A 24,497-nucleotide genomic window follows, 5' to 3' on the forward strand; every position below is an offset into this window, starting at 1 on the left:
TCTCTTCTTCTCTGATGTATTCAAGTACCGTGCGATGTAAGGCTGTTCGTACCGCCGTCAGCGACGTCCGTCGTACAGCCGCCCGGTACGCTCCCGCCCTCTGCGCATGTCCGCCCGGATCAGCCGGCTCACCGGGTCGAGCAGACGGCGGGCCAGTTCCTCGATGTCCGCCGCGGTGACCCGGTTCGCGGCCGGGACCTCCTCGGAGGGCGAGTCGGCCGGTCCGGCCGGCCCGGTCCTTCCCGGTTGCTGGGCAGCCTTCACCGGGGCCGCCCGCACCGGAACGCCGGTGATTCCGGCGGCGGCGGCCGCGCGCTGAAGCACCTCGGCCGTGGCCCCGGAGGCACCAGAAGTTCCGGTGGCGCCGGAGGCTCCGGCTGCCGGAGCCGGTGCGCGTTGCGGAACCCGTACCGCAAGGCTCGGTGGCCCGGGGAGGGCCGCCTCGGCTCCCTCCATCGGTCCGGTGGCCACCGGAGCGGCGGATTCGGGCACCACCGGCAGCGGCATCCGCTGTACGGGCACGACGGTCGCTCCCGGCCGGTGCGGGCCGGGCGGATCCGGGCGCACAACCGGAACCGGCTGAGCGGCGGACGGCACGGACGAAGCGGACGGGGTGGCGGGTACGGGCCGTGGTGCCGGGGACGGCGGTGCGGGACGGTGGGCGGGACGTGGCTCCGCGAGTTGCTGCTCCGGCCGGCGGGGCTCGGGGCGGGACGGCGACGTTGTCGCACCGCCTCGTACCGCACGTTGCACGAGCCGCACGAGGGTTCCGCCGCCCGCCGGCCCGCGCGCCTTCCGGTCGGCGGCCGGCCCTGCATCGGGTGCGGCTCCGGTCTTGGCCTCGGGTGCTGCACCTGCTGCCCGTCCTGTGCCGGGAACGCGAACGGGTTCAACCGCGGGCGGCCGGCCTGAAGGCGTCCCGCTCCGCGCGGGGCCGGGCGGCGGGTTTCCGGGCACGAGGCGTTGGACGGTGCCGCCGGGTGTCGGTCTCTCGGGCACCACGCCCCCGGACGTCGGCCCCGGGCCGGTTCCACGGGGCCGGTGCGGTGCAGCGGGTTCGGCGGGACGCGAACTAGTGGGCCCCGACGTCAGCGACGGCGACGGCGCATCGGACCCCGGTTGCTGGACATCGCGACGCCAGGTGGGCACCACGACCGGCCGCGCAGTGCTGCCTGCCGTCGGCCCCGAGAAGCCCTCGCCGGAGCCTGTGCTCACCTTCAGGGACCTGCCCGCGAGGAGAGCCCGCGACCGCTGGACGACGGGCGTCGTCGACCCCCCGGCACCAGCGGCGGGCCCGGCTACCTGTCCCTGCTCCCGTTCCGGGATGATCCTGCGGACACGGACCGGCGCAACAGGAGCCGGAGCGGAAGAGGCAGAGATGGTGGCCGGTTTGCCCGCACGCAAGGCGTCCACCGCACGCTGGACGGCCGCGGGTTGCGGTGCGGGCTCACCGGGCGGAGCAGGTACGACGGACGAGCGCACCGGCATCTCGGAAGGCGCGTTCGGGGGCTTCGGCATCGGCATGACCGGTGCGGCGGGCGCAGTCTGCCCCGACGCGCCCTGATGCGGGCCTGTGGCTCCCGGCTGGGGTGTCCCACGGCGGTCGCCGAGCAGCGGAGCGTCGTTGCGAAGTCGGGCCGTCGACGGAAGCCCGGGGAGAGGGGTGCCGATCCCGCCGCGGGCCCGAGCCTGTGAGCCGGGCCTGTCGGGCTGCGACGGCTGCGGGGCCCGAGCCTCCGGGGCCCGGGCTTTTGACGGGGACGAGGGCTGGCGTACCCACGGCTCGGTCGCATCCGACGAAGGCGCGGTCACCGCCGGGGTTGCCGTGTCCGATTCCTGGCGCTGAAGTACCGGCATGTCCGCCGGCTGTTGCCCTGCCGGGGCGGACGGGACGACCCCGCTCGGCGCCGGCGGGCCGGAGGGAATGGCCCCGGTGGGGAGTTCCCGCAGGGGCTTGCCCAGAGCGGGGCGCACCGGGGCGGCAGTGGCACTGTCGGCGGTGGGAATGCTGTCGGCGGTGAGACGGTCAGTGGTGCGGTCCGACGGCGGTGCGACACCAGGCGCGACGGCGGGCGCGGTCTGCTGCGACGCGCCCTGCCGCACGGTGGAGGTGGTGACGGAAGTGCCCGGTGCGGAGGCCGTGGGCGGCAGGATTCCGGCGATCTGCCGCAGTGCCATCGCCGGACGCCGCGCAACGATCAGCGGCGGGGCGATCCGCCGAGGACGTACGGCCGCGGGCTCGGCCCGCTGGAGCGAGAGGGGTGCCGGTGCGGTGTCCGCCGGATGCTGCGATGCCGACGTGGCGGCCCGCTCCGGTGCCGGGCCCGGAGTCGCGGCCGGTGCCGTGCTCGTCGCAGGGGCTGCCCCTGCCGTGGCTTCCGGAGCGGTCGCGCCGTCCCCGCCGGCCCGCCGCCGCGATGCTCCGCTCCCGGAGGAGCGGGGAGACGAGGTACGGGGAGACGAAGACCGGGGAGACGGGGCGCGGGAGGACGTCTTGGTGCTCGTCCGCTGGACGGTCGCAGGCGTCGGGCCCGCCGCAGCTTCCGACTCCTCGTCCGCACCGGTCCGGGCGGCACGCAGCAGCAGCGGTCCACCGGCGGACTCGGAGCGCGGTGCGCCCGGACGGGCGACACCATGGATGAGACCCACCGGCGCGGACGGCAGTACGGCATGGCCGAGCTCGCTGCCGAACGCGAGGTCCTGCCACGAGGCGAGGCCGTCCCTGAACCGCAGTCCGTCGCTCACCCCGATCGAGGACCGGGCGACGGTCACCGTGGGCGGCGCGACCTGCCGCCAGCCACCGTCCCAGTCGCCGCCCCGACCACCGTTGCGCCGATCGGCCCCGCTGTCGCTCCGGCCGGCCTCCGGTTCCGGGCTTCGCCCGGTGTCGGCCCCGGCCCCGACCGGGGACGGCGTTCCGGGCTGCTGCCGGTCCCCTCGGCGGAACCAGTCTCCGAACCCCACACGATCACCCGCCTTCGTTGACGCGGGTGTTGATCCGCGCTATCTCCCGCACCCACTCCTGACGCTCGCCGTGGGTGAGGTCGAGGATGTCCTCTCGCTGCCAATGGAAGTGGTAGGCGACGTACGCGATCTCCTCCCGCAACCGGGAGGGCGCGTACGTCACGATTCCCCCAGGCGCCCACCCGACAGGTCCACCTCGAACGACCCGTGGCACAGCGGGCAGGTCACCGCGGCGTGCGTGTGGCCCTCGCTGTTGATCCGGCGGTAGAAATCCTGGAGGAACGCCACATCCGTGGCGTACATCCGCTCGACGACCCCGGCGTGCACATCGGTGATGGTGCCGAGCTGGGTGATCACCTGGCTCAGCAGCACCACGGACAGATAAGCCGGGTTCTCCTTCACCCGCAGGTCGATCTGCGGGCGCAGCTCGTCCCGCGCCGTCGCGAGCCGCATCGAGCCGCGCCGGTGGACCTGGCCCTCGTCGTCGACGTAGCCGCGCGGGAGCTCGAACTCGAACTCCGAACGCATCCCCTGCTGTTCACGGGCCGGAGGCTGCGCGGGAGCAGCCTCCTCCCGCGCGGCGGGCTGGGCGGACGCCAGGCTGTCGAGGACTTCGTCGAGTCCGCCCGACGTAACGGTCCTGCGCCTCATTCGACCACGATCTCCTCGAAGGTGATGGTCACCGACTCCGTGGCGGCACTGGATTCGCCGGCCTTCAGCGAGGGGCCCTCCCACTTGCTGGCCCAGCCCTGCATCAGCTGGATGCGCCGGACCGTCTCACCCTTCGAGTCCTTGATCTCGATGGTCAGGTTCTGGCGCGCGGTGTCGACCGCACCGTTGTTGAGCGTCTCCTTGATCCATTTGGTGAACTCGCTGCTCTTGTCGAGTCCTCGGGTGATCGTCACCTCGCCCGCCTGACGCGCGCCGGGCTGCTTGCGGATGATCTGCTTGCCCTCGGCGGTCACTTGACGGACCTCGACGACTTCCTCCTCGACGGTCAGGCCGCTGATCTCTTGGATCGACTCGACGAGATAGCCGCCGAGCTGCACGCCGAAGACGTGGGTGGAAAGAGCATCGCCCTCTGCCATGACTCTGTGTCACCTGTTCCGTTTACGGACCCTGTCGGGTCACTCGTTGACAAGGCTGGTGCTGTCGGAGAACTGCGCGAGGCGGAAGATCACGAACTCCGCGGGCTTCACCGGAGCGACGCCGATCTCGCACACGACCTGACCGAGGTCGATCGACTCCTGCGGGTTGTTGTCACGGTCGCACTTGACGTAGAACGCCTCCTCGGCCGTGCGGCCGAACAGGGCGCCCCGGCGCCACTCCTCGGTGAGGAAGGCGGTGACATTGCGCCGGATGCTCGACCACAGACGGTCGTCGTTCGGCTCGAACACCACCCACTGGGTGCCCAGGAGGATCGACTCCTCCAGGTAGTTGAAGAGGCGGCGCACATTGAGGTAACGCCAGGCCGGGTCGGAGGAGAGGGTGCGCGCTCCCCAGATCCGGATGCCGCGCCCGGGGAAGGCGCGTACGCAGTTGACACCGATCGGGTTGAGCAGGTCCTGCTCGCCCTTGCTGAGGCGGATCTCCAGGTCCAGCGCGCCGCGGATGACCTCGTTGGCGGGGGCCTTGTGCACACCGCGCTCGCCGTCGCTGCGCGCCCAGACACCGGCGACGTGACCGCTCGGGGGCACCAGGGCGTTCTGGCCGGTCGCCGGGTCGAAGACCTTGAGCCAGGGGTAGTACACGGTCGCGTAGCGCGAGTCGTATCCGGCGTCGTCGTTGCGCCAGGTACGGACACGCTGGGCGTTCATGCCCGGCGGGGTGTCCAGGACGGCGACCCGGTCACCCATCTGCTCGCAGTGCGAAATCACCGCCAGCTGTACGGCCTTGACGCCCTCGGCGTCGATGTCCCCGCGCTGGTAGGCGCTCATCAGGTCCGGAACGGCGACCATGGTGATCTCGTCGATCGCTTCGAGGCCCGCGAACCCCGTGCGGGCGGCGGCGTCGCCGACGTACTCGGCCGGGTCGACGCGTGCGACGCCGGTTCCGGGGGCGGCAGCGGCGGGCGCGAGGGAGAGGCTCTGGTTCTCGGGGCGGGTCTGGGTCGCGCCGGGCTGCTCGGTGACCTCGATGAGCTTGGACTGGCGGGCCTGGGTGACGAGATAGCCCTTGACGTTCTTGCGGCTGGAGACGTCGTAGGTCTCCACCACCTTGCCGGCCTGCCGCACCAGCAGCCGGAACCGGTCCTCCGGAGGGTTCTCGCCCTCGGCGTCGGTGACCTCGACGGAGAGGTCCGCGCTCGCGCCGGGCCGCGCGGACACCTGGAACCCTCCGAGGGCGGCGGGCGTGGCCGACCCGGACACGGACTGCTCCGCCGGGTCCTGCGCGGGGCCGCCGATGCGCACGATGTAGGCCGCGCCGCCGCCGTTGGCGAAGTAGCCGTAGACCGCGGGGGTCAGATAGGTGTCGGCGGTGAAAGTGCCGAAGGTCTGGACGTACTGGTCCCAGTTGGTCACCAGCGTCGGCTGGTGGAAGGGGCCGGACTCCGCGAAACCGACGAAGGCTGCGACCGCGGTGCCGACTCCCTCGATGGGCCTGGCTCCGGACTGCACCTCCTCCACGTATACACCGGGGGTGAGGTACGACGGCATACTCGCTCCTTCGCGTGGTCATTCGTTCGCCGCCGAGTCTTCCTCGGCGGCCGTGGCGGACAGTAGGTCTCAAAGTCCTGGACACGGGGCAACGGTGCTGCCTTCCCAGGCACCCGGGCGACGGAAATGCTTCCCCTTGCGGACCGGTCGCTTCGGTCGCCGCATTTCCCGGTCCAGTCATGTGACAGCAACGTGTACTGCGGATTTCCGGAAGATGTCCGCCGACAGGGGGACGGGCGGAAATCAGCCAGTATTCGCGGGCAGCGACTATCCGCTCAGGACCAGGAAACCGAATCCGATCCTTGGCCGCTCCACGTGCCCTTCCGGAGATCTCCGAGGGGCCCGTGGCCGGAAACTCCTCACCCACTGCAGACATCACGGAACCCGGACGGGCCGGCTGACCTCTCCTGTGCACGGGAGAAGGAAAACTGCCAACGACCGGCAAGCCGGGTTTCCCTCGGTCGGGATTTCTGCTGTTCTCATCCTCCGTGGGGGAAGCAGGAGGCCAGGAGCCTTGTTCCTACGGTGCGAGATCGCTCAGCACACCGCTGACATTGAGCACCTGATGGCATTCGGAAGCCTGGGTTCCGGTCGCCGGTGTGCCGGGTTTGGCACAGGTGACGGACGCGGTGACCGTGTCGTTCTCCTGGATCTGGATGGGGGTGACCCAGTGGTAGTCCTGGTTGCGAAAGGTCTCCAGCGCAATGGTGGTGATCTTCCGTTCACCGAAGGAGATGGTCAGTACTCCTTCGTCTCCCTGGAAGTTCGCCACCACGATGTCCGTGATTCCGAATACCTTCCCCTTCGGAACCCGGTACGTCCCGTTCTTCTTGGCCCCGGATCCGGTCTGCACATCGATCGTCGCCGAGCTCTGCTGGGTGCCGCCCGTTCCCCCGCCCGTTGCCGAACCGGAACCGCCCGAACCGGAGCCTCCGGACCCGTTCGGCTTGCCCTGCCCCTTGTCGTCTCCCTGACCACCGGACGGGTCTCCCGTACTGCCCCCTGTTGCCGAACCCTGTTGCCCGCCGGGGGGTGTCTTCTCCTGCGCGGCCTCGTGCGCCGCCTGCTTCGCGGTGCTCCGTACGGCGGGCCGGACCAGCGCGAACCACGCGAGCAGCAGGGCGAGCAGCGCGGCAAGCACGATCAGCAACCACCTGGGCAGAACGGGCAGTTGGGCAAACTCGCCCGGCAACGCCTCGGCCCTGCCGGGCAGCTCGCCGTCGGTGTCCCCTTCGGTGCCTTCGGCGGCCTCGACCTCGAACGGCCAGGTGACCGGCGTGCCGAACCAGATCAGTTTCCGGGTCCGTACCCGAAGGCCCATCTCGGCGGACTCGCCCGGTTCCAGGCGCCGTTGGCCCGGGGTGAAGGCCAGTCTCAGCTCCTCCCCGGCCTGTTTGCCGGTGAGGGCGATGTCGACCGCGGTGTTCCCCTTGTTCTGCACCGAGGTGCGGAACCGGGCGCCCAGCCAGCCGGAGCGGCGGCGCGGGTCGAGCTCCGCCCGGAGCTCGTGAAAGGGCCCGACGACCACCGTGGCCTCGGGGACCGCCACCGACTCCGGGTGCTCCGTGGGCAGGACGCGGACACCCAGGGGTATCTCGCCGGCCCGCACCTCATGGGACCGGGGCGGGGCGAGCCGTACGGTCACCACTTCGGAGGTGCCCGGGTAGAGGGACACCCGTGCCGGCTCGACGGTGCTCCAGGCGGCGCAGTCGCCGACCACTTCGAACGTGTACGCCTCGACGATGTCGCCATCGTTGCGCACGGTCAGGGTCGTCGTCGCCTCGGCACCGGGCGACACCGTCACCGTGGACATTTCGAGTTCGGCAGATGTGGTCACCCTGCGACGTTAAGCCGCACCGACGGCCGCGCAGCAGAGACGCGAGGGCAACGATCGGGCACGAGTGGTGCCCCGGGGGCACAACGGCGCGTTGTCCCGGCGACCCCTCCGCGGGCCCGCTCGCCGTGCCGGAGGGCGGCGCGGTCGAGTGCGGAGAAAGGCGTATCGGACGGAAGCAACGACGGAAGTATCTGAGGAAGACAGGCACGCAGAAGAATGACGACGACAGCAGAAATGAAGAACACGGCCGTCGAACGCGGCCATTACCGCAGGCCGACCGCGGCGGAACGATCCGCCGAAGGCCGGGCCAAGGAGACTCCCCGGGGCAGGGTCTCCGTCGCCGTGTACGCGGAGGACCTGATCCTGCGGACCGGTGTGGAGCACCAGATTCGTCCGCGGCCCGAGATAGAGCTGATAGCCGACGCCGAGGCGGACCGGGCCCAAGTCTCCTTAGTAGTAGTGGACATGGTGGACGAGCGCACCGTCCAGCTCCTTCAGCGTCTCCAGCGCAACACCACGACCCGCACCGGACTCGTCGTCGGTTTCTTCGAATCGGGCGCGCTCCAGACCATGATCGAGTGCGGGGTCGCCGCCGTCCTCAGGCGCGGGGAGGCGAACCAGGACAGTCTTGTGCACCTGGTGACGGCCATGGCGAACGGCGAGGGAGTGCTGCCGGGCGACCTGCTCGGCAAGCTCCTCGACCATGTCAGCAGCCTGCAGCGCACGGTCCTCGACCCCCGGGGGCTCTCGCTGTCCACTCTCACGACGCGGGAGGCGGAGATGATCAGGCTGGTGTCGGAGGGCTACGGCACCGCGGAGATCGCGCAGAAGACCTCGTACTCCGAACGCACCGTCAAGAACGTTCTGCACGAGGTGGTGACGCGCCTCGAACTGCGCAATCGGGCGCACGCCGTCGGCTACACCATGCGGCACGGACTCATCTGAGTGCTGTCCCCGGGCTCCCGTGCGGACGGCGTGAGGACGTCGCCGCGCGGGGGTGTGCCGGTGTTCCCGGCCGTGCGGCCGGACGAGGGGCCGGGGAGGCGCCGCAAAGGGCAACAGTCGCTTCCCCCTCTCCGGGTACTCCGGACCTGTCCTCGGCCCCGCCCGCGCACGATGCTTGTCTTGGAGAGTCATCAAAAGGACTGTGAGGTGGGCCGTGACCGGCACTGCTGGCCCTGCGAGGCATACCCGGCTGGGCCGACTGACGGGCGCCGTGGTGCTGTTGGCGCCGCTGCTGGTGGCGGGTTCCGCGACCGCGCCCCAGAGTGCGCCGCGAATCGCCGCGGTGGCGGACGAAAACCCGGCGGATGCCGGGCGCATCACCTACGCCGGTACCGAACACCGCAGCCTCGGCCGGGTCACCGACCCGGCCACCAGCGCCCCGCTGTTCGGTCCCGGACCGGCCCACTACGACCAGGACCCCTCCGCACGTGGTGAGTTACTGGTCTTCACCAGCCTGCGCGACAGCCTGCGGCCGCAGGTGTACGTGCGTGATGCGGACGGAGCGGTGCGCAGGCTCACCACCGACCGGGACGCCGCACACCCCGAGCTCTCCCCGGACGGACGGACCGTGGTGTTCGACTCCGCGGAGCGCGGGTCGGACGGTGTGGTCCAGCGTGAACTGTGGATCGTCGGGGTCGACGGCTCCGGCCTGCGGCGGCTGACGGACACCCCCAACAACGAGACTTCCCCGACCTTCTCCCCGGACGGCTCGCGGATCGCGTACTCCTGTGACTCCGGTCCCGGGCGGACCGGTCTGATCTACGAACGGGCCGTGTCCGGCGGCGCGGCGAGGGTGATCAGTGACGGCCCGCCCGGCGACGCGACCGAGCCGGAGTGGAACCCGGTGGACGACGACACCCACCGTGCTCGTATCGCGTACACCCTCACCACGGACGAGACGACGGGTCCCCGGCTGCGGGTGACCGAGGGAATCGGAGCCGACCGCCCGCTGCTGGCCGGTGTCCAGGCCGACTGGCGCACCCGCTCGGCCGCCTGGCTGCCGGACGGGAACGGCCTGCTCTTCCTCAGCCCCGACACGACCTGCGGGTGCAAGGACTACGACCACGTCTACCGGACGACCGCCTTCGACGGGAACGAGCCGGGCCTGACGCTCGGCGAGGACCGTGCGGTCGAATCGCCCACCTGGCTCGGGCCCGCGGACTCCGGAACCCCCGTCGTGGCACGGCGGACCACCCGCGAGGCGAACGACGTGACGCTCCAGGACGTCAGGCAGGACGGTTCGGACCCGCGGGACCTCGGGCTCTCCATCCTGGACGAGGACCCGGAGGCCAATACCAACACCGACCCCGCCAAGGACCCGCTGTTCAACCCGGCGGAGGCCTACGACCCCTGGACCGAGCGGCAGAACTACACACCGGACGGCAGGCGCATCGTCCTGACCCGCTTCGAGGGTCCGGAGAAGCAGCGCGTCGAGCGGATCTGGCTGGCCGACGCCGACGGCACCCACGAGGCGGCGCTGCCGCTCGCCGGGCGCGGTCCCCGTGACTGGGACACCGACCCCACGTTCTCCCCCGACGGCACCAAGCTGGCATTCACCAGGACCTCACCCGGCCGGGTCGACGGGCAGCCGGGGCCGAGCAGCATTCTCATCGCGGACGTCGCCACGGGGGCGATCGCAGGCCGGATCGTGCCGCCGGAGGGGCAGTTGACCGGAGGCGACGCGCAGCCGGCCTGGTCGTCGGACGGCACGACGCTCGCCTTCACCCGCAACCACGTGATCCGGGGCCTCGGCGGCATCAAGCACGTCTGGACCGTCCCGGTGGCGGCGCTCGACCAGCAACGCGACCTCAGCGCCACCATCTGCCCCGGTGAATGCAAGAAGATCGACGACAGTCCCGCGTTCTCCCCCGACGGCAGCTCGCTCGCCTTCAACCGGAAGGACGGCGGCGGCCGGGTCAACGAGCGCGCCGGTGTCGTCGTGACCTCGCTGACCGGCGGTCAGTGCCGGGTCGTGCTTCCGTCCGTCCAGCGGAACAACCCCGACGCCTGCCACCAGGAGATCCCGGACACTTCACGGACCGGTCCCTTCCAGCCCCGCGACGTGGCCTGGTCGCCGGACGCGGGACGGCTGGTACTGAGTTCACGCCGGGCGCTCGCGCCGAACTCCCCGGAGCAGCTGTCCGTGCTCGACCTCGCCTCCGGCACGCTGACGCCGTTCGGCGAGAGGATCGGCGGGCGGCAGAAGGAGCCCGCCTTCCAGCAGTCGGTCGATCTGTCCCTGACCGCGCCGCCCACCGGCCCCTCGGTGGAGACCGGTTCCTCCGTCCCGGTGACGGTCACCGTCACCAACCGGGGTCCCGCACCCTCGCCCGGCACCGTGCTCACCGTCGACGCCCCGCCCGGCGTGCGTCTGGAGGAGCTCACCACCCCGGCCGGGCCCTGTGGCGCCGAGTCGCCCCAGTGCGACCTGGGTGTGCTCCCGCCGGGGACGAGTGTGGAGGTCACCGCCCGGCTGACCGGGGTGACAGCCGGGGACCAGCGGATCGGCTGGTCGGTCGCCGGAACCGTGGTCGACCCGAACCCCACGGACAACGCCACCGGCACCACCGTCCCGGTCCAGGAAACGCCCGAGAAACCGACGCCCACCCCGACGCCCCGGCCCCCGGCCCCCCAGCCGCCCGAGCCCGAGGCTGGGCCCGCGGTCTCCGTGCGGGCCCGGCCCAGCCCCGGCTACGTCGGCGGCCGGGTGGTGGTGACATACACCGTGCGCAACGGCCGGAACGCGCTCGCCACCGGACTGCGACTGAAGCTCGGACTGCCCGCACGGATCCCGGCGGGTCCGCTTCCGGCGGGCTGCACCGCCGGGGTGTGCGCGCTGCCCGACCTGGCACCGAACGCCTCCACGGTCGTCCGCGTCGTGCTCAAGCCGGACCGGGCGCTGACGACCAGCATCACCGGAACACTGACCACGACCGGCACGGACGCCAACCCCCGTGACAACGTGTCCAGGAAGCCGCTGCGCATCCTCCAGCCCCGGATCATCGCGGTACCTGCCGTCGGCAAGCCGGGGTTCGTCACCTCCGTGCGGGGCAAGGACTTCCCGCCCGGGGCACCCGTGAAGCTGTCCTGGAAGCCAGGGATCACGGCGGCCGCACCGCCCACCCTCCCGCGCCGGGACCGTACGTTCATCGCGCAGTTGCTGATCCTGGCGAAGGACCAGACGGGGCCGCGCACGATCACCGCCAAGGGCCCCGGGTTCAGCCCGGTCACCACGTCCTTCCTGGTGGTCGGCGGCACCATCGTCCCGCCGGACGAGGTGGGGCGCCGATGATCCACGAAGTGGACGAGGGGCTGCGGCTGTTGCTGGTCGACGCAGGCCTCCAGGAGAGCGGCGTCGACCTGGTCTTCGACGCGCCGACGAAGGACTGGTCCGCCCGGCGCAACGCGCCCACGATCAGCGTCTTCCTCCACCGCATCCGTGAGGACGCGACCCGCCGGCGCACCGGCGCGGCCGAGGAGCACGACGAGGAGGGAATGGTCATCGGCTGGCGGACCCCGCCGCGCTGGTACGAGCTGACCTATCTGGTGACGGCCTGGACCAATCGCCCGCAGGACGAACACCGCCTGCTCTCCGAGGTGTTGCGCTGTCTCGTACGGTCTGACGTCCTGCCCGCCCGGATGCACACGGGCAGTCTCGCCGAGCTCGGGCTGGCAGTGGAGCTGGAGGCGGCCGGGCCGGGCACCGACGGGCCGTCCGCCTCGGACGTGTGGTCCGCGCTCGGCGGTGAGCTCAAGGCCGCGATCGATCTGCGGGTGTGGGCACCGCTGGCCGGTGAACGGACGGCCGCCGGCCCGCCGGTCACCGAAGGCCTGGTGGTGAAGTCCGCGCCCGCACGGGACGGCGACGAGGCAGGACCGGGGCGCCGGCTGCGCTACGACGGGGCGTCCGACCCCGGCGGTCAGGGCTTCGCCGCGGAACGGGAACGGCAGCTGCCGCCCGGCCGGCGCAGGCGCGGAGGCGCGGCCCGATGACCACGACACAGGGCACCCGTGCCGTTCACGAACCGGCCGACGCCCCGACAGCGGTGATCGAGGAGCTCTGGGAGCGGCTGATCCACGTCGAGCAGCGGGTCAGGACCGCTGTGGCGCTCCGGCGGGCCGCCGATCCGCAGCCGGACGATCCCTACCGGGGGCAGTACCTCACCCCCGAGGCGGCCGCGCGGATCATGGAGTCCCGCGACGCGTTCTCGCCCGTCCCCACGTACGGCTCCGAGCCTTTCCCGCAGTCGCCGCCCGGTAGCCGGATCCGGCGGCTCGCCGAGAACTTCGGCCTGGCCCCGCTGGACTTCGATCTCCTGCTGGTCGCGATGGCCCCGGACATCGACAACCGGTTCGAGCGGCTCTACGGCTATCTCAACGACGACCTCACCCGGCGCAGGCCCACGATCGGCCTGGCGCTGGACCTCTGCGGACTGCCCGCCGCGGGCTCCGGCCGCTTCCGGTTCTCGCCGTCCGCCCCGCTGGTCGCGGGCGGGCTGCTGGAGGTCCTGGAGGCCGACCGCCCGCTGCTCTCGCGGGTGCTGCGTGTGCCGGACCGGATCACCGCGTATCTGCTGGGCGACGACGAGATCGACGGGAGGCTGCGAGGTCTCGTCCGGACGGTCACGTCCGAGGAAGGGCCGGACACCGCTCCGGAGGTCCTGCGGATCGCGGCGGCGGTGGGCACGGGCAGCGGACTGGTGCATCTGCTCGACCGGGGCGGCGATCCCGGCAAACTGGCGGTCGAGGCGCTTCTCGCCGCGGGGCGCCGCCCGCTGGTGGTCGACATCGCGGCCCTGGCGGCTCTTCCCGAACCGGCGGAAGCCGTACGGACTCTGGCGGCCGAGGCCAGGCTGAGCGGCGGCGGGGTCGTCCTCGGGCCGCTGGAGGCGCTCGCCCCCGAGCGGCCCGAGCGAGCCCGGCTGCTCAGCGGCGTCTGCGCCGCGGTCGGCGGTGCTCCCCTGGTCGCGTACGGGAAGAAGAACTGGGATCCGCTGTGGACGGCGGAGAGTCCGGTTCCGGTCCCTGTCCTGTCCCCCGGTCCGGGGGGCGTGGCGCGGCAGTGGCGGCGGGCGCTCGCCGAGGTCGGCGCTTCGGTCGGGCTGCCCGCCGGGAGCGCGTCGGCCGACGAGGAGCTCGTCGGGGCCACCGCCTCCTACCGGCTCGACTCCGAGCAGGTGCGCAAGGCGGCCGTCGTCGCTTCCCGGCTGGCCGTCCTGGAGGACCGTCCGGTGGACGCGCAGGACCTGCGTACGGCGGTCCGGGCGCAGAACGGGGCAGGGCTCGAAAGGCTCGCCCGCCGCATCGAGCCGGCGGTCGGCTGGGACGACCTCGTGCTGCCTGCCGCGACCCGTCACGAGCTGTCCGAGCTCGCCCTGCGCGCACGCCACCGCGAGCAGGTGCTCGGTCAGTGGCGGATGCGGCCGGGTGGCGGCCGGGGGCGCGGGATCATCGCGTTGTTCGCGGGCGAGTCCGGGACCGGCAAGACCATGTCCGCCGAGGTGGTGGCGTCGGAGCTGGGTATGGAGCTCTATGTCGTGGATCTGTCCACGGTGGTGGACAAGTACATCGGGGAGACCGAGAAGAACCTCGAAAGGATCTTCGCGGAGGCGTCCGATGTCAACGGCATCCTGCTGTTCGACGAGGCGGACGCCATCTTCGGGAAGCGCTCACAGGTCAAGGACGCGCACGACCGGCACGCCAACGTGGAGTCGGCGTATCTGTTGCAGCGGATGGAGTCCTTCGACGGGATCGCGGTGCTCACCACCAATCTGCGGGGCAATCTCGACGAAGCCTTCACCCGGCGCCTCGATGTGATCGCGGAGTTCCCCATGCCGGACGCCGTCCAGCGCCTGGCCCTGTGGGACCGCTGTCTCGGGACGGCGGTCCCCCGCGAGGCCGGACTCGACCTGGAGTTCTGCGCGGGCCGCTTCGAGCTGGCGGGAGGGTCGATCCGCGCCTGCGCGGTGACGGCCGCCTATCTGGCAGCGGAATCGGGGAAGCCGCTGGGGATGGAGCAGATCGTCTCGGCCGTGCTCCAGGAGTACCGCAAACTCGGCCGGCTGGTCCGGGAGAGCGAGTTCGGCCCCTGGCTGGAGCGGGCGCGGGGCGGCGGCGCGGGATAGCGCCGCCGCAGACCTGTACGCGTCGGGGCACGGCAGCCTGCCCCGGTCTTCCTGTTCGGACCGTACGGGGGTCGTGGTGCGCTCAGGTCTTGATGCGGGTCACGAGTCCGTCGATGAACTCGGCCCAGTCGGCGCGGGTCGCCGGTTTTCCGGAAGAGGTCCATCACCTCGTCGAACACCCCGAGGAAGAAGTCGAGCGTCGACTCCTCGGCGTTGAGGATGCTGGTGTTGACGCCCCACCGGGGGCTCGTCTCCAGCCGCTCGCCCCGTACACGAGGGAGTCAGCGTCCCGAGGCGGACGTTCCGGGTGTCCTGCGTACGGGGTGCTTGCTCAGGATCGAGACCCGGTTGAAGGCGTTGATCGTGATCGCCACCCATATCACCGCGGAGATCTCGTCGTCGCCGAACACCTCACGGGCCGCACCGTAGGCGGCCTCCTGTGCGGCGGCGTCGGCGGGATCGGTTGTCGCCTCCGCCAGCGCGAGCGCGGCGCGTTCCCGCGGTGTGAACACCTCCGTGTCGCGCCAGGCCGCCAGCACTCCGAGGCGCTGCGTGGACTCGCCCGCGCGAAGCGCCGCCCTGGTGTGCACATCGAGGCAGTAGGCGCAGCCGTTGAGCTGCGAGACGCGGAGATTGACCAGTTCCACCAGCACACGGTCCAGGCCGGCGTCGGCGGCGGTCGCACGGACCGCCTCGGAAGTCTGGACCAGAGCGTGGTACGCCTTGGGGGACTGCTTGTCGACGAAGACCCGCCGACTGTCCGGTGTACTCATCGCGTCGCTCACTCCGGTCTCCTTCCGACCGCGCCGGTACGCCCGCCGCTGCCGTGCGCTTCGGGCGGTGGTGCCCTAAGATCCAACCATGATAGTTGAATATCCAACAAGCATGATTCAGGGGGGTTCCTGGCAATGAGCAACGCTGAGACGGACCCGTCCGAGGTGCGCCGCGCGGCTTCGGCGAACGACGGGCACGGCGGAGGAACACCTCAGGTCGAGGTGCTGACCGCGCGCGACGTCCCGCTGGGCGGCCCGCGGGCGATGACTGTACGGCGCACCCTGCCACAGCGCAGTCGCACCCTGATCGGCGCCTGGTGCTTCGCCGACCACTACGGCCCCGACAACGTCGCCGAGACGGGCGGCATGGATGTCGCACCCCACCCCCACACCGGGCTGCAGACCGTGTCCTGGCTCTTCAGCGGGGAGATCGAGCACCGCGACAGCATGGGCAGCCACGCCTTCGTGCGCCCCGGCGAGCTCAACCTCATGACGGGCGGGCACGGCATCAGCCACACGGAGGTCTCGACCCCGCGGACCACGATCCTGCACGGCGCCCAGCTGTGGGTGGCGCTGCCCGAGGAACACCGGCACGCGGAGCGCGACTTCCAGCATTACGTCCCCGAGCCCGTCCGCCTGGACGGGGGCGAGGCCCGGGTCTTCCTCGGAACACTCGCCGGCACCGCGTCCCCGGTGCGGACCTTCACCCCACTGCTCGGCGCCGAACTCCTCCTCGACCCGCACGCGACCATCACCCTCACCGTGGACACCGGCTTCGAGCACGGCGTTCTCATCGATCGGGGCAGCATCCGCCTGGGTGAAACCCCGGTACTCCGAGCGGAGTTGGGCTATGTGGGCCCCGGATCCGAAACCTTGACGCTCACCAACACCTCCGGAGAAACGGCACGGGTGCTGCTGCTCGGCGGCACACCGTTCGAGGAGGAGATCGTCATGTGGTGGAACTTCATCGGCCGTAGCCACCAGGACATCGTCCGGGCCCGCGAGGAGTGGGAGCGCGCCTCCGAACGCTTCGGCGTCGTCGACGGATACCCCGGTGACCGCCTCCCCGCACCCACCCTGCCGAACGCCACCATCCAGCCGCGCGGCAACCCCTCGCGCCACTGAGCCACTGCCTCCACCACCCACTCGACGATTGGAAACACCATGACGACGCACAACGCCTCCGCCCCCGTCGTGGAGCGCATCGACGCAAGGCACCGGTACGCGATCCAGGTGGACGGAACGACCGCCGGCTTCACCGTCTACCGCGACCGGGACGGACAGCGGGTCTTCTACCACACGGAGATCGACGATGCCTTCGCCGGTCAGGGCCTGGCCTCGATTCTCGTGACGGAGGCCCTCAACGACGTACGCGAGAGCGGCATGCGCGTCGTTCCGGTCTGCCCCTACGTTGCCAAGTACCTCAAGAAGCATGACGAGTTCGCCGACATCACCGACCCCGTGACCCCCGAGATCCTCCAGTGGCTCGGGGTCGAGAAGCCGTAGGCGCTCCCGGGCGGACGCGGCGGTGTTCCTCCCCCGCCGGGCCGTCCGGGCCCCATTGCGATCCTGGGTATCGCCGGTCGGGGCTTCCGGTCGTCCGGTCCCGCGACGGCACCTGGCTCACGGTGGCAACGGAGCCGCGCCCGGAATGGCGGCGCGGCGGAAACTCAGCCCGAGACGGCTTCGACCTCGTCGGCGGCCGCGTCGAGCAGGTCCGGCAGGCCGCCTTCGTGGTCGGGCAGCCGCTCGGGGGCGGAGGCGGGCAGCTGATGCTGACGGGCCACCAGCCGGTTCGCGACTCCGGGGTCCCAGGGTGTGAGCAGGGCGGCGGTGACATCGTCCGGGCAGTCGGTGCGGGCGATCAGGCCCCTTCGCTGGGTGCGTGCGAACGGTTCACGCCGGTGTGCGGCAGCCAGTGCGGACCAGTCGACGGGTCCGGCGGTGAGTACCGCGTCGGCGTCCAGCACAGTCCGGGCGGCGCGCAGCGCGGCGATCGCTTCCTCGGGCCCGGCCGAGGGCGTCCGCGCAGGCCGGGCGCGTGCGGCGGCCCGGTCCTCGAAGCTGCGCGTCCGCGCGTCGGAACGCCGCGCCCGGGCGGCGAGGACGGTGTCGTTCAACTCCGCCGAAGCGGGTGGGCGCGCGTCGTCCGGCAGCAGTGAGATCGCCCAGGTGAGCAGCCGGTGGAAGTCTGCGGCTCGTCTGTCCGCGGCTGCCTGCGATGTCGCGGAACCGACCTTGTGGATCATCCGGCCAACCGTTCCCGTCAGTGCTCCGCCGTGTGTCGTCTCCGCCCCGGCCGCACCCCGCACGGCGCGGACTGCTGACCGGTACTCAACCGTAGGCGACGAGGCTCCATGACCGCGCGGCGGTTTCCGCCCGGGCCGGCGGCCCTCGGCCCCGACGCCGCCCGTCGCAGGTGGTGACCGGAAACAATCTTCTTTGGCCTCGATGACGGCCTGTGGCAGGGTGCTCCGTTGTGACAGAGAACGACAGCATCCGGATCATCCCGCTCGCCGAGCGTCCGTCGTTGGTCTCGCGACTCTACGAGATCAACGACTCCTGGCCCGTGTTCACCCACCACGAACCCGTCGCGGGTGCCTTGTTGAGCCAGGTTCCCGAGGAATTCCCGCAGTACTGCGTGGCGGCGACCGACGGTGACCGGGTCGTGGCACGCGGGTTCAGTGTGCCGTTCAACTCCGAACTCGACGGACGTGAGGAAATGCCCGATCAGGGCTGGGACCGAGTGCTGGTGTGGGCGTTCCGCGACCGGCAGTTCGGGAACGCGCCGACCGCGGCCAGTGCGCTCGAGATCTCGGTGGACGTCGACTATCTCGGCCGGGGTCTGTCCTATCGCATGCTGGCCGCGCTGCGGCAGGCGGCCGGCCGGCAGGGGCACGACGCCCTGCTGGCGCCGGTCCGCCCGACGGCCAAGCACGTGGAGCCTCGTGTGCCCATGACCGAATACCTGCGCCGCCGCCGGGACGACGGACTGCCCGCCGACCCGTGGGTCCGGGTGCACGTCAAGGCGGGCGGCACCGTCGAGAAGGTCGCTCCCGCCTCGATGACGGTCAGCGGTTCACTGGCTCAGTGGCGGCAGTGGACCGGCCTGCCGTTCGACCGCGACGGTGCCGTCGAGGTACCCGGCGCGCTGACACCGGTGCACTGCGACACCGCGCACGATCACGCCGTCTACGTCGAACCCAACGTCTGGATCCGGCACGCCATCGAGGCGCGTACCGCTTGAGAAAGCACCTCGGCTACGACAGTGTGTCGGCGACCACGGACGCCGCCTGCGCGATGAGTTCGTTGTCGTAGTCGGCGTCCGGCTCGCTCCGGTTCGAGAGGATCGCCACCACGATGGGGGCCTTGTCGGGCGGCCACACCACGGCGATGTCGTTGCGGGTGCCGTAGGTGCCACCGGATCCGGTCTTGTCGCCGATGACCCAGTTCTTGGGCATTCCGGCCCTGATGAGCTCGTCTCCGGTCGCATTGGTCCGCAGCCACTTCGTCAGCTGCGCGCGTTCGCCCTTTTCGAGGACGCCTCCGAGGACGAACGCCCGCAGGTCGCCCGCGAGCGCCCGTGGCGTGCTCGTGTCGGACAGGGCACCGGGCGACCACTGGTTGAGTTGCGGTTCCCCGTGTTCCATCCGCGTCACGTCGTCGCCGATCCCGGCGAGCACCGCGTCCAGGCCCCGGGGGCCGCCCAGCCGGTCGAGGAGCAGGTTGGCCGCGGTGTTGTCGCTGAAACGGACGGCGGCGTCGCACAGCGCGCCCAGGCTCATCCCGGTGCCGACGTGCTTCTCGCTCACCGGGGAGTTGCTGACCAGATCGTCCCGGGAGTACGTGATCACCTCGTCCAGCCCGTCCACGGAGTACTTGCGCAACACCGCTCCCGCTGCCAGTGCCTTGAACGTGGAGGCGTAGGCGAAGCGTTCTCCGTCGTTGTGGGTGACCTCGCGACCGGTGCCGGTGTCGATGGCGTAGACGCCGAGCCGTGCGTCGAACTTGCGCTCGAGCTCCTTGAACCGTCCCGTGAACGGCTTCGCGCCCTCGGCCGGTCCCGTCGCCCCGGCGCGCGGGGAGGACGCCGCCGGGGAGGAGGGGGACGAGGGGTGGGGATCCTCGCCGCCGCATGCCGTGAGCGGTACGAGGGCGAGCGTGGCCAGTGCGCATACGGTGACGCGGCGTTCCGTGCCGATCAGCGGTTTCATCGTCGTCCGGTTCCTTCTGTTCGTTTCGGCGGCGCGAGTGCGGCCGGCGCGGCTGCGACCGGTGCCGGGTCCAGTGGGCCGGTATTCGGCAGGGCCGGGCTCCCGTGCAGGGGTGGACCCCGGCGCCGTTCCCCGGCGAGAGCCGCCAGCACGTCCCGGTCCGGGAGAAGCCCGACGACTGACGGTGTGCGTCTCAGGCGTGGAAGCCGTTGCAGACGACGGAGGTGTACTTCGTGGACCCGCCCTCGACGTGGTACAGCACCACGGTCCAGTCGCCCCTGTCGTCTCCCACCGGGAGCGCGTCGACGGTGCGTTCGCCGAAGTGGGCACGGAAGTCGTCGGGGTACTTGAACCTGACGGTTCCGCCGGAGGTCCAACGGGAGTAGATGTCGACGGGTTTGCTGGTGAAGCCGATGCCCTTGCTGACGGACCGGAGGGGCCGTCCGGTGGATCGGTCCGTCTCGTGCGGGGGCCGCACCCCCACGGATATGTAGTACGGCGCCGGCCTCTCGCCCTCTCCGGCGTTCTGCGGGCGCAGCTCCAGCGTGGCGGTGTCGGAGCCCGTGGTGTGGGAGACGGAGGACCGCAGTCCGGTGGGCGGTGAGGCATCGGCGATGCTGGACAGATCGCAGGAGCCGATGCCCTGGGCTGCCTGCGCAGGATCGTCGGACAGGGTCCAGCGGTCCTGCGAGACGCGGTCGTTCACGATGTGGTCCGGCGGTCCACCGGCCGGCCGCTTGCCGGCGGACGGCGAAGAGGCCGTCCGCGGCGCGGTCGGCTGCCCGGACGTGGTGATCTCCGTCGTGGGGTCGGCACCGGTGTCCCTGCTGTCCGATTCCGGGAGCAGCCAGACTGTCATCGGCACCGCGATCGCCACCGCGCACACCGCGAGCCAGGCTCTGCCGCGTGAGGTCCGGGCGGGGCGCCGCTGCGGGTCCGGGCCGTCGTCCGGTGCGGTGTCCGGCAGCCCCTTGGGTGCGGTGGTCGCGACCAGCTCCGCCGTGCCGACGACCGGCTCGCGGTTCGTCGGCTGTGTCCCGGCCCCGCTCTCCGACGCCCGGACCGTTCCAGTCTCCGGCTCCGCCTCCAGGTGCACGCCGGACGGCGTGGGCGGCGTCGTCGCGTACCCGGGTTCGGGTACGGGTTCGGCGGTGCGTACCAGCATCCGGTAGTGGGCGTCCGACGCAAGCGGCGAGTCCACCGCGCAGTGCGCGATCACGGCGGCCGGCTCGGGCCGGTCCTCCGGGCCCTTGGCCACGCACTGCCGGATGATTTCGGCCAGCTCGGGCCGTACGCCTGCCAGGTCGATGTCCTCGTGCACGGTCCGGTAGCTCACCGCCGCCGGTTCGCCGGTGCCGTACGGAGGCCGGCCCGTCGCCGTGTACGCGAGGGTCGCGCCCAGCGCGAAGACATCGGCCGCCGGGCCCACCTCGTTGCGCAGGAGCACCTCGGGTGCCGTGAAGCCGGGGGTCCCCGACACCATCCCGTCCCGGGTCAGGATCGTCTGCTCAAGTCCTCGCGCGATTCCGAAGTCGATCAGTTGCGGCCCCTGCGGGGAGAGGATCACGTTGTGCGGCTTCAGGTCCCGGTGGGTGACTCCATGGGCATGGACCGCGGCCAGTCCTTCGGCGAGCGCGGCGAGCAGTCTCAGGGCGCTGTCCGCCGGGAAGGGCCCACTCGCACCCACGGCGCCGCGCAGGGTGGGCCCTGACACGTACTCGGTGGCCAGCCAGTAGGGAGGCGCGTCGAGCGAAGCCTCGATCAACTGCGCGGTGTAGGCACTGCGCACGGCCTCGACGGTCGCGGTCTCCCGCCGGAACCGGGCCAGCGCCTCGGGGTGGTCGCTGATCTCCTCTCGGATGACCTTCACAGCCACCAGCCGTCCGCCGGGCGACCTGCCGAGATACACCTGCCCCATGCCGCCCGCGCCGAGACGGGCGAGAAGGTGGTAGGCGCCCATGCGCGCGGGGTCCTGAGGTCGCAGTGCATCCACGGCACGACTGTGCCATATGTGCACACACGGTGGAGCGAAGGTCGTCAACTCGTAACCGGATCGGTCGCTCTCAACACGAGGGTGACGACGCAGGCCGTGTCAGGATGCTCGGCATGTCCGGTCGCGCACTGAGTTTCGGAGTGATGGCGCAAGCGTACGAGCGGTTCCGGCCGGGGTATCCCGTGGAGCTCTTCGCCGAGGTGATGGCGTACGCGGGTCAGCCGGCTCGCACCGCCCTGGAGATCGGCGCGGCGGACCGATCCAACTGGCCGACCCGGCTGTGGCGGGAGCTGTTCGCGCGGCACGGGCACCGTTCTTGGAGAGCGACGAGATTCCGTCCCCGGACGGGACGCCTCCCGGGCACGACATGCAGTGGCCGGGTACGGAGCTGCAACGGTCCGAATGGTTCACCGGCGTTCAACAGTCCGTGATCGAACGGCGCTTGACGATGAGTGCTGCCGACTATGTCGGCCAGCTCTCGACCATCTCGGCCTATCTCGTATTGCCGTCCCCGGAGCGCGAGCAGGTATTCAGCCGGATCACGGGGGTTCTGCCTGAGACCGTTGAGATTGCCGCCGACATCACGGTCCACCTCGCCCGTCGGCGGTGTGCACAGTAGTGGACCGTCACGGCGCGCCATCCGCCTGTCAGTAGGCGGAGTTGACGTTGTCGATGGATCCGTAGCGGTCGGCGGCGTAGTTGGCGGCCGCGGTGATGTTGGCGACGGGGTTGGTGAGGTCGTGGGCGGTGCCGGCGACGTGGTAGGCGCTGAAGGTGGGCTGGATGACCTGGAGCAGGCCCTTGGAGGGGGTGCCCTTCTGGGCGTTGATGTCCCAGCCGTTCTCGGCGTTGGGGTTGCCGCCGGACTCGCGCATGATGTTGCGGTGCAGGCCTTCGTAGGAGCCGGGGATGCCCTTGGCCTTCATGATGGCCAGGGACTGCTTGATCCAGCCGTCGAGGTTGTTGGCGTAGCCCTTGCCGGTCTGCTGGGTGTCCTGGACGTCGCCGGCCGGGGCGGTCCGGACGACGGGGGCGCTCTGTTTGGTCTCGGCGGCCTGTGCGGAGGTCGAGGTCAGGGTGAGGGCGGCTGCGGCCGCGCCGGTGGTGGCGAGGGCGGTGACGGCCAGGGTGCGGATGCGGGCGGTGCGGGCGGTGCGGGTCTGCGTGGTCATGCGGGAGTGACTCCTGGGGGTGTGGTGGTGCCGTCCGGTGTCGGCGGCGGCGGGGCGGGGCGGGGGCCCCTGTGTGGTGCGGGACGGGGGTGAGCGGGTCCGGTGGTGTGTCCGGGCCGGTCGTGGTTCCCCGTGATGACAGCCATGGTTAGCGGCGGCCGTGGCGGGGGTCAATGATGTGACGTACTACCCCAATACGGAGTAATGTCCGAAATGAGACGCTCTGGACTGGTTCTGCACCGTTCGGGCGGGGGTCGTGTCTACTACCCGCCCTAGGATGTGACGTGGCCCCTATGGGTGGCATCACACCCACAAGGCCGTTTCGAGGCTCCCGAGCCCTGTTCGCCGACCACTCCACACTGCGGCCTGGCGCTCTTCCGATAGAGTTTTGATTCATGCCGGACATCCGCCACTCCCCCGAGGCGCCCACCCGCACCCAGGCGATGGCTCCCGGGGAGCGCATCGACGCACACCGTCACGACGACCACCAGGTCGTCTACGCGGGGTCCGGCGTTCTCGCGGTCACCACCGACGCGGGCACCTGGTTCGCTCCCGGCACCCGGGCCATCTGGGTCCCCGCCGGCTGCGTCCACGCCCACCGCGCCCACGGGCATCTCGCCCTGCATCTGCTGGGCCTGCCCGCCGACACCAATCCGCTCGGTCTCGACGCCCCGACCGTCCTCTCGGTCGACCCCCTGCTGCGCGAACTGATCCTCGCCTGTACCCGAAGCCCCCACGACGACACCCCGGAGCGGCTGCGGCTGCGCGCGGTGCTCCTCGACCGGCTGCGCGCCTCGCCCCAGCAGCCCGTACAGCTGCCCGCCCCCACCGACCCCCGCCTCAAAGCCGTCTGCGACCTCCTGCACCAGGACCCCGCGGACCCTCGCACGCTGGCCGCCCTGGCGACCACGGCCGGAGCCGGCGAGCGCACCCTCAGCCGTCTCTTCCGCCGCGAACTCGGCATGACGTTCCCGCAGTGGCGCACCCAACTGCGTCTGTACCACGCCCTTCGCATGCTGGCCGACGACGTACCGGTGACCACGGTCGCGCACCACTGCGGCTGGTCGTCCACCAGCGCGTTCATCGATGTCTTCCGCCGCGCTTTCGGCTACACCCCGGGCACCCACAACCGTCGGCCCTGACTCATCCCATTCCGGCCAACAGGCAGTACAGCGACCCAAGTTGGCGATAAGTCCGGGATCGTGGGAGTGACCGGCGCCGGCCCGTTCCGTTGTGCGACGACACCCGTAACGTGTCGTCCATGACAAACCACTCGGCCTCCGATCACACGCCCCGTCTGGACACCGGCAGGCTCGCACCCGAGGTGCACCGGGCGATGCTCGAGCTCGACCGCGCCGCGAGTGCGGGCATCGACCCGGGCCTGGCCGAGCTGGTCAGAATTCGCGCTTCACAGCTCAACCGATGCGCCTTCTGCCTGGACATGCACACCACCGACGCCCTCGCCACGGGCGAATCGGCGGAGCGAATAGCCCACCTCAGCGCCTGGGAGGTGTCCCGGCACTGCTATACGGACAAGGAGCTCGCGGCGCTCGAACTCACCGAGGCGCTGACCGTCGCGGCGAACGGCTCCGCCTCCGACCTCGCGCTCGCGAAGGCGGCCCGGCACTTCGACGAGCGCGAACTGACCCATCTGATCGCGACGGTCATCGCCATCAACGTACTGAACCGCCTCGCCATATCCGTCCGCATGACACCGGGCTACTACGCACGCGGTTCCCGAAGACGCTGACAGGCGG

Annotated in this window: 22 protein-coding genes; 11 read left to right on the forward strand and 11 right to left on the reverse strand. The window is 71.1% G+C overall.

What is annotated here, in order from left to right; genetic code table 11:
- Positions 1-57: 57 nt before the first annotated feature.
- Positions 58-522 carry a hypothetical protein gene (locus BT364_RS43150; protein WP_256260133.1) on the reverse strand — a complete coding sequence of 155 codons (465 nt, stop codon included), beginning with the start codon at positions 520-522 and terminating at the stop codon, positions 58-60.
- 868 nt (positions 523-1,390) lie between these two features.
- On the opposite strand from BT364_RS43150, the gene BT364_RS43155 reads away from it, so the two are divergent.
- Complete coding sequence (locus tag BT364_RS43155; RefSeq protein ID WP_256260134.1) at positions 1,391-1,564, forward strand: hypothetical protein; 174 nt, start codon at positions 1,391-1,393, stop codon at positions 1,562-1,564.
- Positions 1,565-2,968: 1,404 nt separating this feature from the next.
- On the opposite strand, the gene BT364_RS41645 is transcribed toward BT364_RS43155, so the two are convergent.
- The 5 genes from BT364_RS41645 to BT364_RS21845 form a co-directional block, all read right to left on the reverse strand.
- Positions 2,969-3,127 carry a DUF6760 family protein gene (locus BT364_RS41645; RefSeq protein ID WP_177328192.1) on the reverse strand — a complete coding sequence of 53 codons (159 nt, stop codon included), beginning with the start codon at positions 3,125-3,127 and terminating at the stop codon, positions 2,969-2,971.
- A complete protein-coding gene (locus BT364_RS21830) occupies positions 3,124-3,615 on the reverse strand; it encodes a hypothetical protein (RefSeq protein ID WP_072486911.1) in 492 nt (163 codons plus the stop codon). The genes BT364_RS41645 and BT364_RS21830 overlap by 4 nt, the downstream gene beginning before the upstream one ends.
- Positions 3,612-4,052: a phage tail protein gene (locus tag BT364_RS21835; RefSeq protein ID WP_072486912.1), complete on the reverse strand. Its 441-nt coding sequence runs from the start codon at positions 4,050-4,052 to the stop codon at positions 3,612-3,614. The genes BT364_RS21830 and BT364_RS21835 overlap by 4 nt, the downstream gene beginning before the upstream one ends.
- 39 nt (positions 4,053-4,091) lie before the next feature.
- Positions 4,092-5,621 carry a phage tail sheath family protein gene (locus BT364_RS21840; RefSeq protein WP_072486913.1) on the reverse strand — a complete coding sequence of 510 codons (1,530 nt, stop codon included), beginning with the start codon at positions 5,619-5,621 and terminating at the stop codon, positions 4,092-4,094.
- A gap of 520 nt (positions 5,622-6,141) precedes the next feature.
- Positions 6,142-7,434, reverse strand: coding sequence for a COG1470 family protein (locus BT364_RS21845; protein ID WP_072486914.1), 1,293 nt, complete (start codon positions 7,432-7,434; stop codon positions 6,142-6,144).
- A gap of 240 nt (positions 7,435-7,674) precedes the next feature.
- Between BT364_RS21845 and BT364_RS21850 the strand changes: the two genes are divergently transcribed.
- From BT364_RS21850 to BT364_RS21865, 4 genes are all read left to right on the forward strand, one after another.
- Positions 7,675-8,403 carry a helix-turn-helix transcriptional regulator gene (locus tag BT364_RS21850; RefSeq protein WP_072486915.1) on the forward strand — a complete coding sequence of 243 codons (729 nt, stop codon included), beginning with the start codon at positions 7,675-7,677 and terminating at the stop codon, positions 8,401-8,403.
- 214 nt (positions 8,404-8,617) lie between these two features.
- The gene (locus BT364_RS21855; RefSeq protein ID WP_072486916.1) at positions 8,618-11,755 is read left to right on the forward strand and encodes a DUF11 domain-containing protein; all 3,138 of its coding nucleotides are present in this window, start codon (positions 8,618-8,620) and stop codon (positions 11,753-11,755) included.
- Positions 11,752-12,456 carry a Pvc16 family protein gene (locus tag BT364_RS21860; protein WP_072486917.1) on the forward strand — a complete coding sequence of 235 codons (705 nt, stop codon included), beginning with the start codon at positions 11,752-11,754 and terminating at the stop codon, positions 12,454-12,456. The genes BT364_RS21855 and BT364_RS21860 overlap by 4 nt, the downstream gene beginning before the upstream one ends.
- Positions 12,453-14,588 carry an ATP-binding protein gene (locus BT364_RS21865; RefSeq protein ID WP_072486918.1) on the forward strand — a complete coding sequence of 712 codons (2,136 nt, stop codon included), beginning with the start codon at positions 12,453-12,455 and terminating at the stop codon, positions 14,586-14,588. Before BT364_RS21860 ends, BT364_RS21865 begins: the two co-directional genes overlap by 4 nt.
- A 281-nt stretch (positions 14,589-14,869) precedes the next feature.
- Here the strand turns inward: BT364_RS21865 and BT364_RS21870 are convergent, their stop codons facing one another.
- Positions 14,870-15,361 (reverse strand): carboxymuconolactone decarboxylase family protein, encoded by a 492-nt coding sequence (locus tag BT364_RS21870; RefSeq protein WP_072487024.1) that lies wholly within the window; start codon positions 15,359-15,361, stop codon positions 14,870-14,872.
- A 135-nt stretch (positions 15,362-15,496) separates the two neighbouring features.
- Between BT364_RS21870 and BT364_RS21875 the strand changes: the two genes are divergently transcribed.
- The gene (locus BT364_RS21875) at positions 15,497-16,486 is read left to right on the forward strand and encodes a pirin family protein (RefSeq protein WP_072486919.1); all 990 of its coding nucleotides are present in this window, start codon (positions 15,497-15,499) and stop codon (positions 16,484-16,486) included.
- A gap of 39 nt (positions 16,487-16,525) precedes the next feature.
- Positions 16,526-16,867 (forward strand): GNAT family N-acetyltransferase, encoded by a 342-nt coding sequence (locus BT364_RS21880; protein ID WP_072486920.1) that lies wholly within the window; start codon positions 16,526-16,528, stop codon positions 16,865-16,867.
- A gap of 164 nt (positions 16,868-17,031) precedes the next feature.
- Here the strand turns inward: BT364_RS21880 and BT364_RS21885 are convergent, their stop codons facing one another.
- Positions 17,032-17,610 (reverse strand): hypothetical protein, encoded by a 579-nt coding sequence (locus BT364_RS21885; RefSeq protein WP_072486921.1) that lies wholly within the window; start codon positions 17,608-17,610, stop codon positions 17,032-17,034.
- A gap of 230 nt (positions 17,611-17,840) precedes the next feature.
- Here BT364_RS21885 and BT364_RS21890 point away from each other — a divergent pair, with 230 nt between their 5' ends.
- Positions 17,841-18,608, forward strand: coding sequence for an N-acetyltransferase (locus tag BT364_RS21890; protein WP_072486922.1), 768 nt, complete (start codon positions 17,841-17,843; stop codon positions 18,606-18,608).
- A gap of 13 nt (positions 18,609-18,621) precedes the next feature.
- On the opposite strand, the gene bla is transcribed toward BT364_RS21890, so the two are convergent.
- Both bla and BT364_RS21900 read right to left on the reverse strand, forming a co-directional pair.
- A complete protein-coding gene (gene bla, locus BT364_RS21895) occupies positions 18,622-19,575 on the reverse strand; it encodes a class A beta-lactamase (protein WP_072486923.1) in 954 nt (317 codons plus the stop codon).
- Positions 19,576-19,768: 193 nt separating this feature from the next.
- Positions 19,769-21,568, reverse strand: coding sequence for a serine/threonine-protein kinase (locus tag BT364_RS21900; protein WP_072486924.1), 1,800 nt, complete (start codon positions 21,566-21,568; stop codon positions 19,769-19,771).
- A gap of 316 nt (positions 21,569-21,884) precedes the next feature.
- Here BT364_RS21900 and BT364_RS43160 point away from each other — a divergent pair, with 316 nt between their 5' ends.
- Positions 21,885-22,187, forward strand: a complete 303-nt coding sequence (locus BT364_RS43160) for a hypothetical protein (RefSeq protein WP_256260137.1) — start codon at positions 21,885-21,887, stop codon at positions 22,185-22,187.
- Between the two features lie 28 nt (positions 22,188-22,215).
- On the opposite strand, the gene BT364_RS21910 is transcribed toward BT364_RS43160, so the two are convergent.
- Positions 22,216-22,740 carry a transglycosylase SLT domain-containing protein gene (locus BT364_RS21910; RefSeq protein WP_072486925.1) on the reverse strand — a complete coding sequence of 175 codons (525 nt, stop codon included), beginning with the start codon at positions 22,738-22,740 and terminating at the stop codon, positions 22,216-22,218.
- Positions 22,741-23,135: 395 nt separating this feature from the next.
- Here BT364_RS21910 and BT364_RS21915 point away from each other — a divergent pair, with 395 nt between their 5' ends.
- Positions 23,136-23,882, forward strand: coding sequence for an AraC family transcriptional regulator (locus BT364_RS21915; protein WP_072486926.1), 747 nt, complete (start codon positions 23,136-23,138; stop codon positions 23,880-23,882).
- A gap of 119 nt (positions 23,883-24,001) precedes the next feature.
- A complete protein-coding gene (locus BT364_RS21920) occupies positions 24,002-24,490 on the forward strand; it encodes a carboxymuconolactone decarboxylase family protein (protein WP_072486927.1) in 489 nt (162 codons plus the stop codon).
- Positions 24,491-24,497 lie beyond the last annotated feature (7 nt).

Source organism: Streptomyces atratus (assembly GCF_900119365.1).
Lineage (GTDB): Bacteria > Actinomycetota > Actinomycetes > Streptomycetales > Streptomycetaceae > Streptomyces > Streptomyces atratus_B.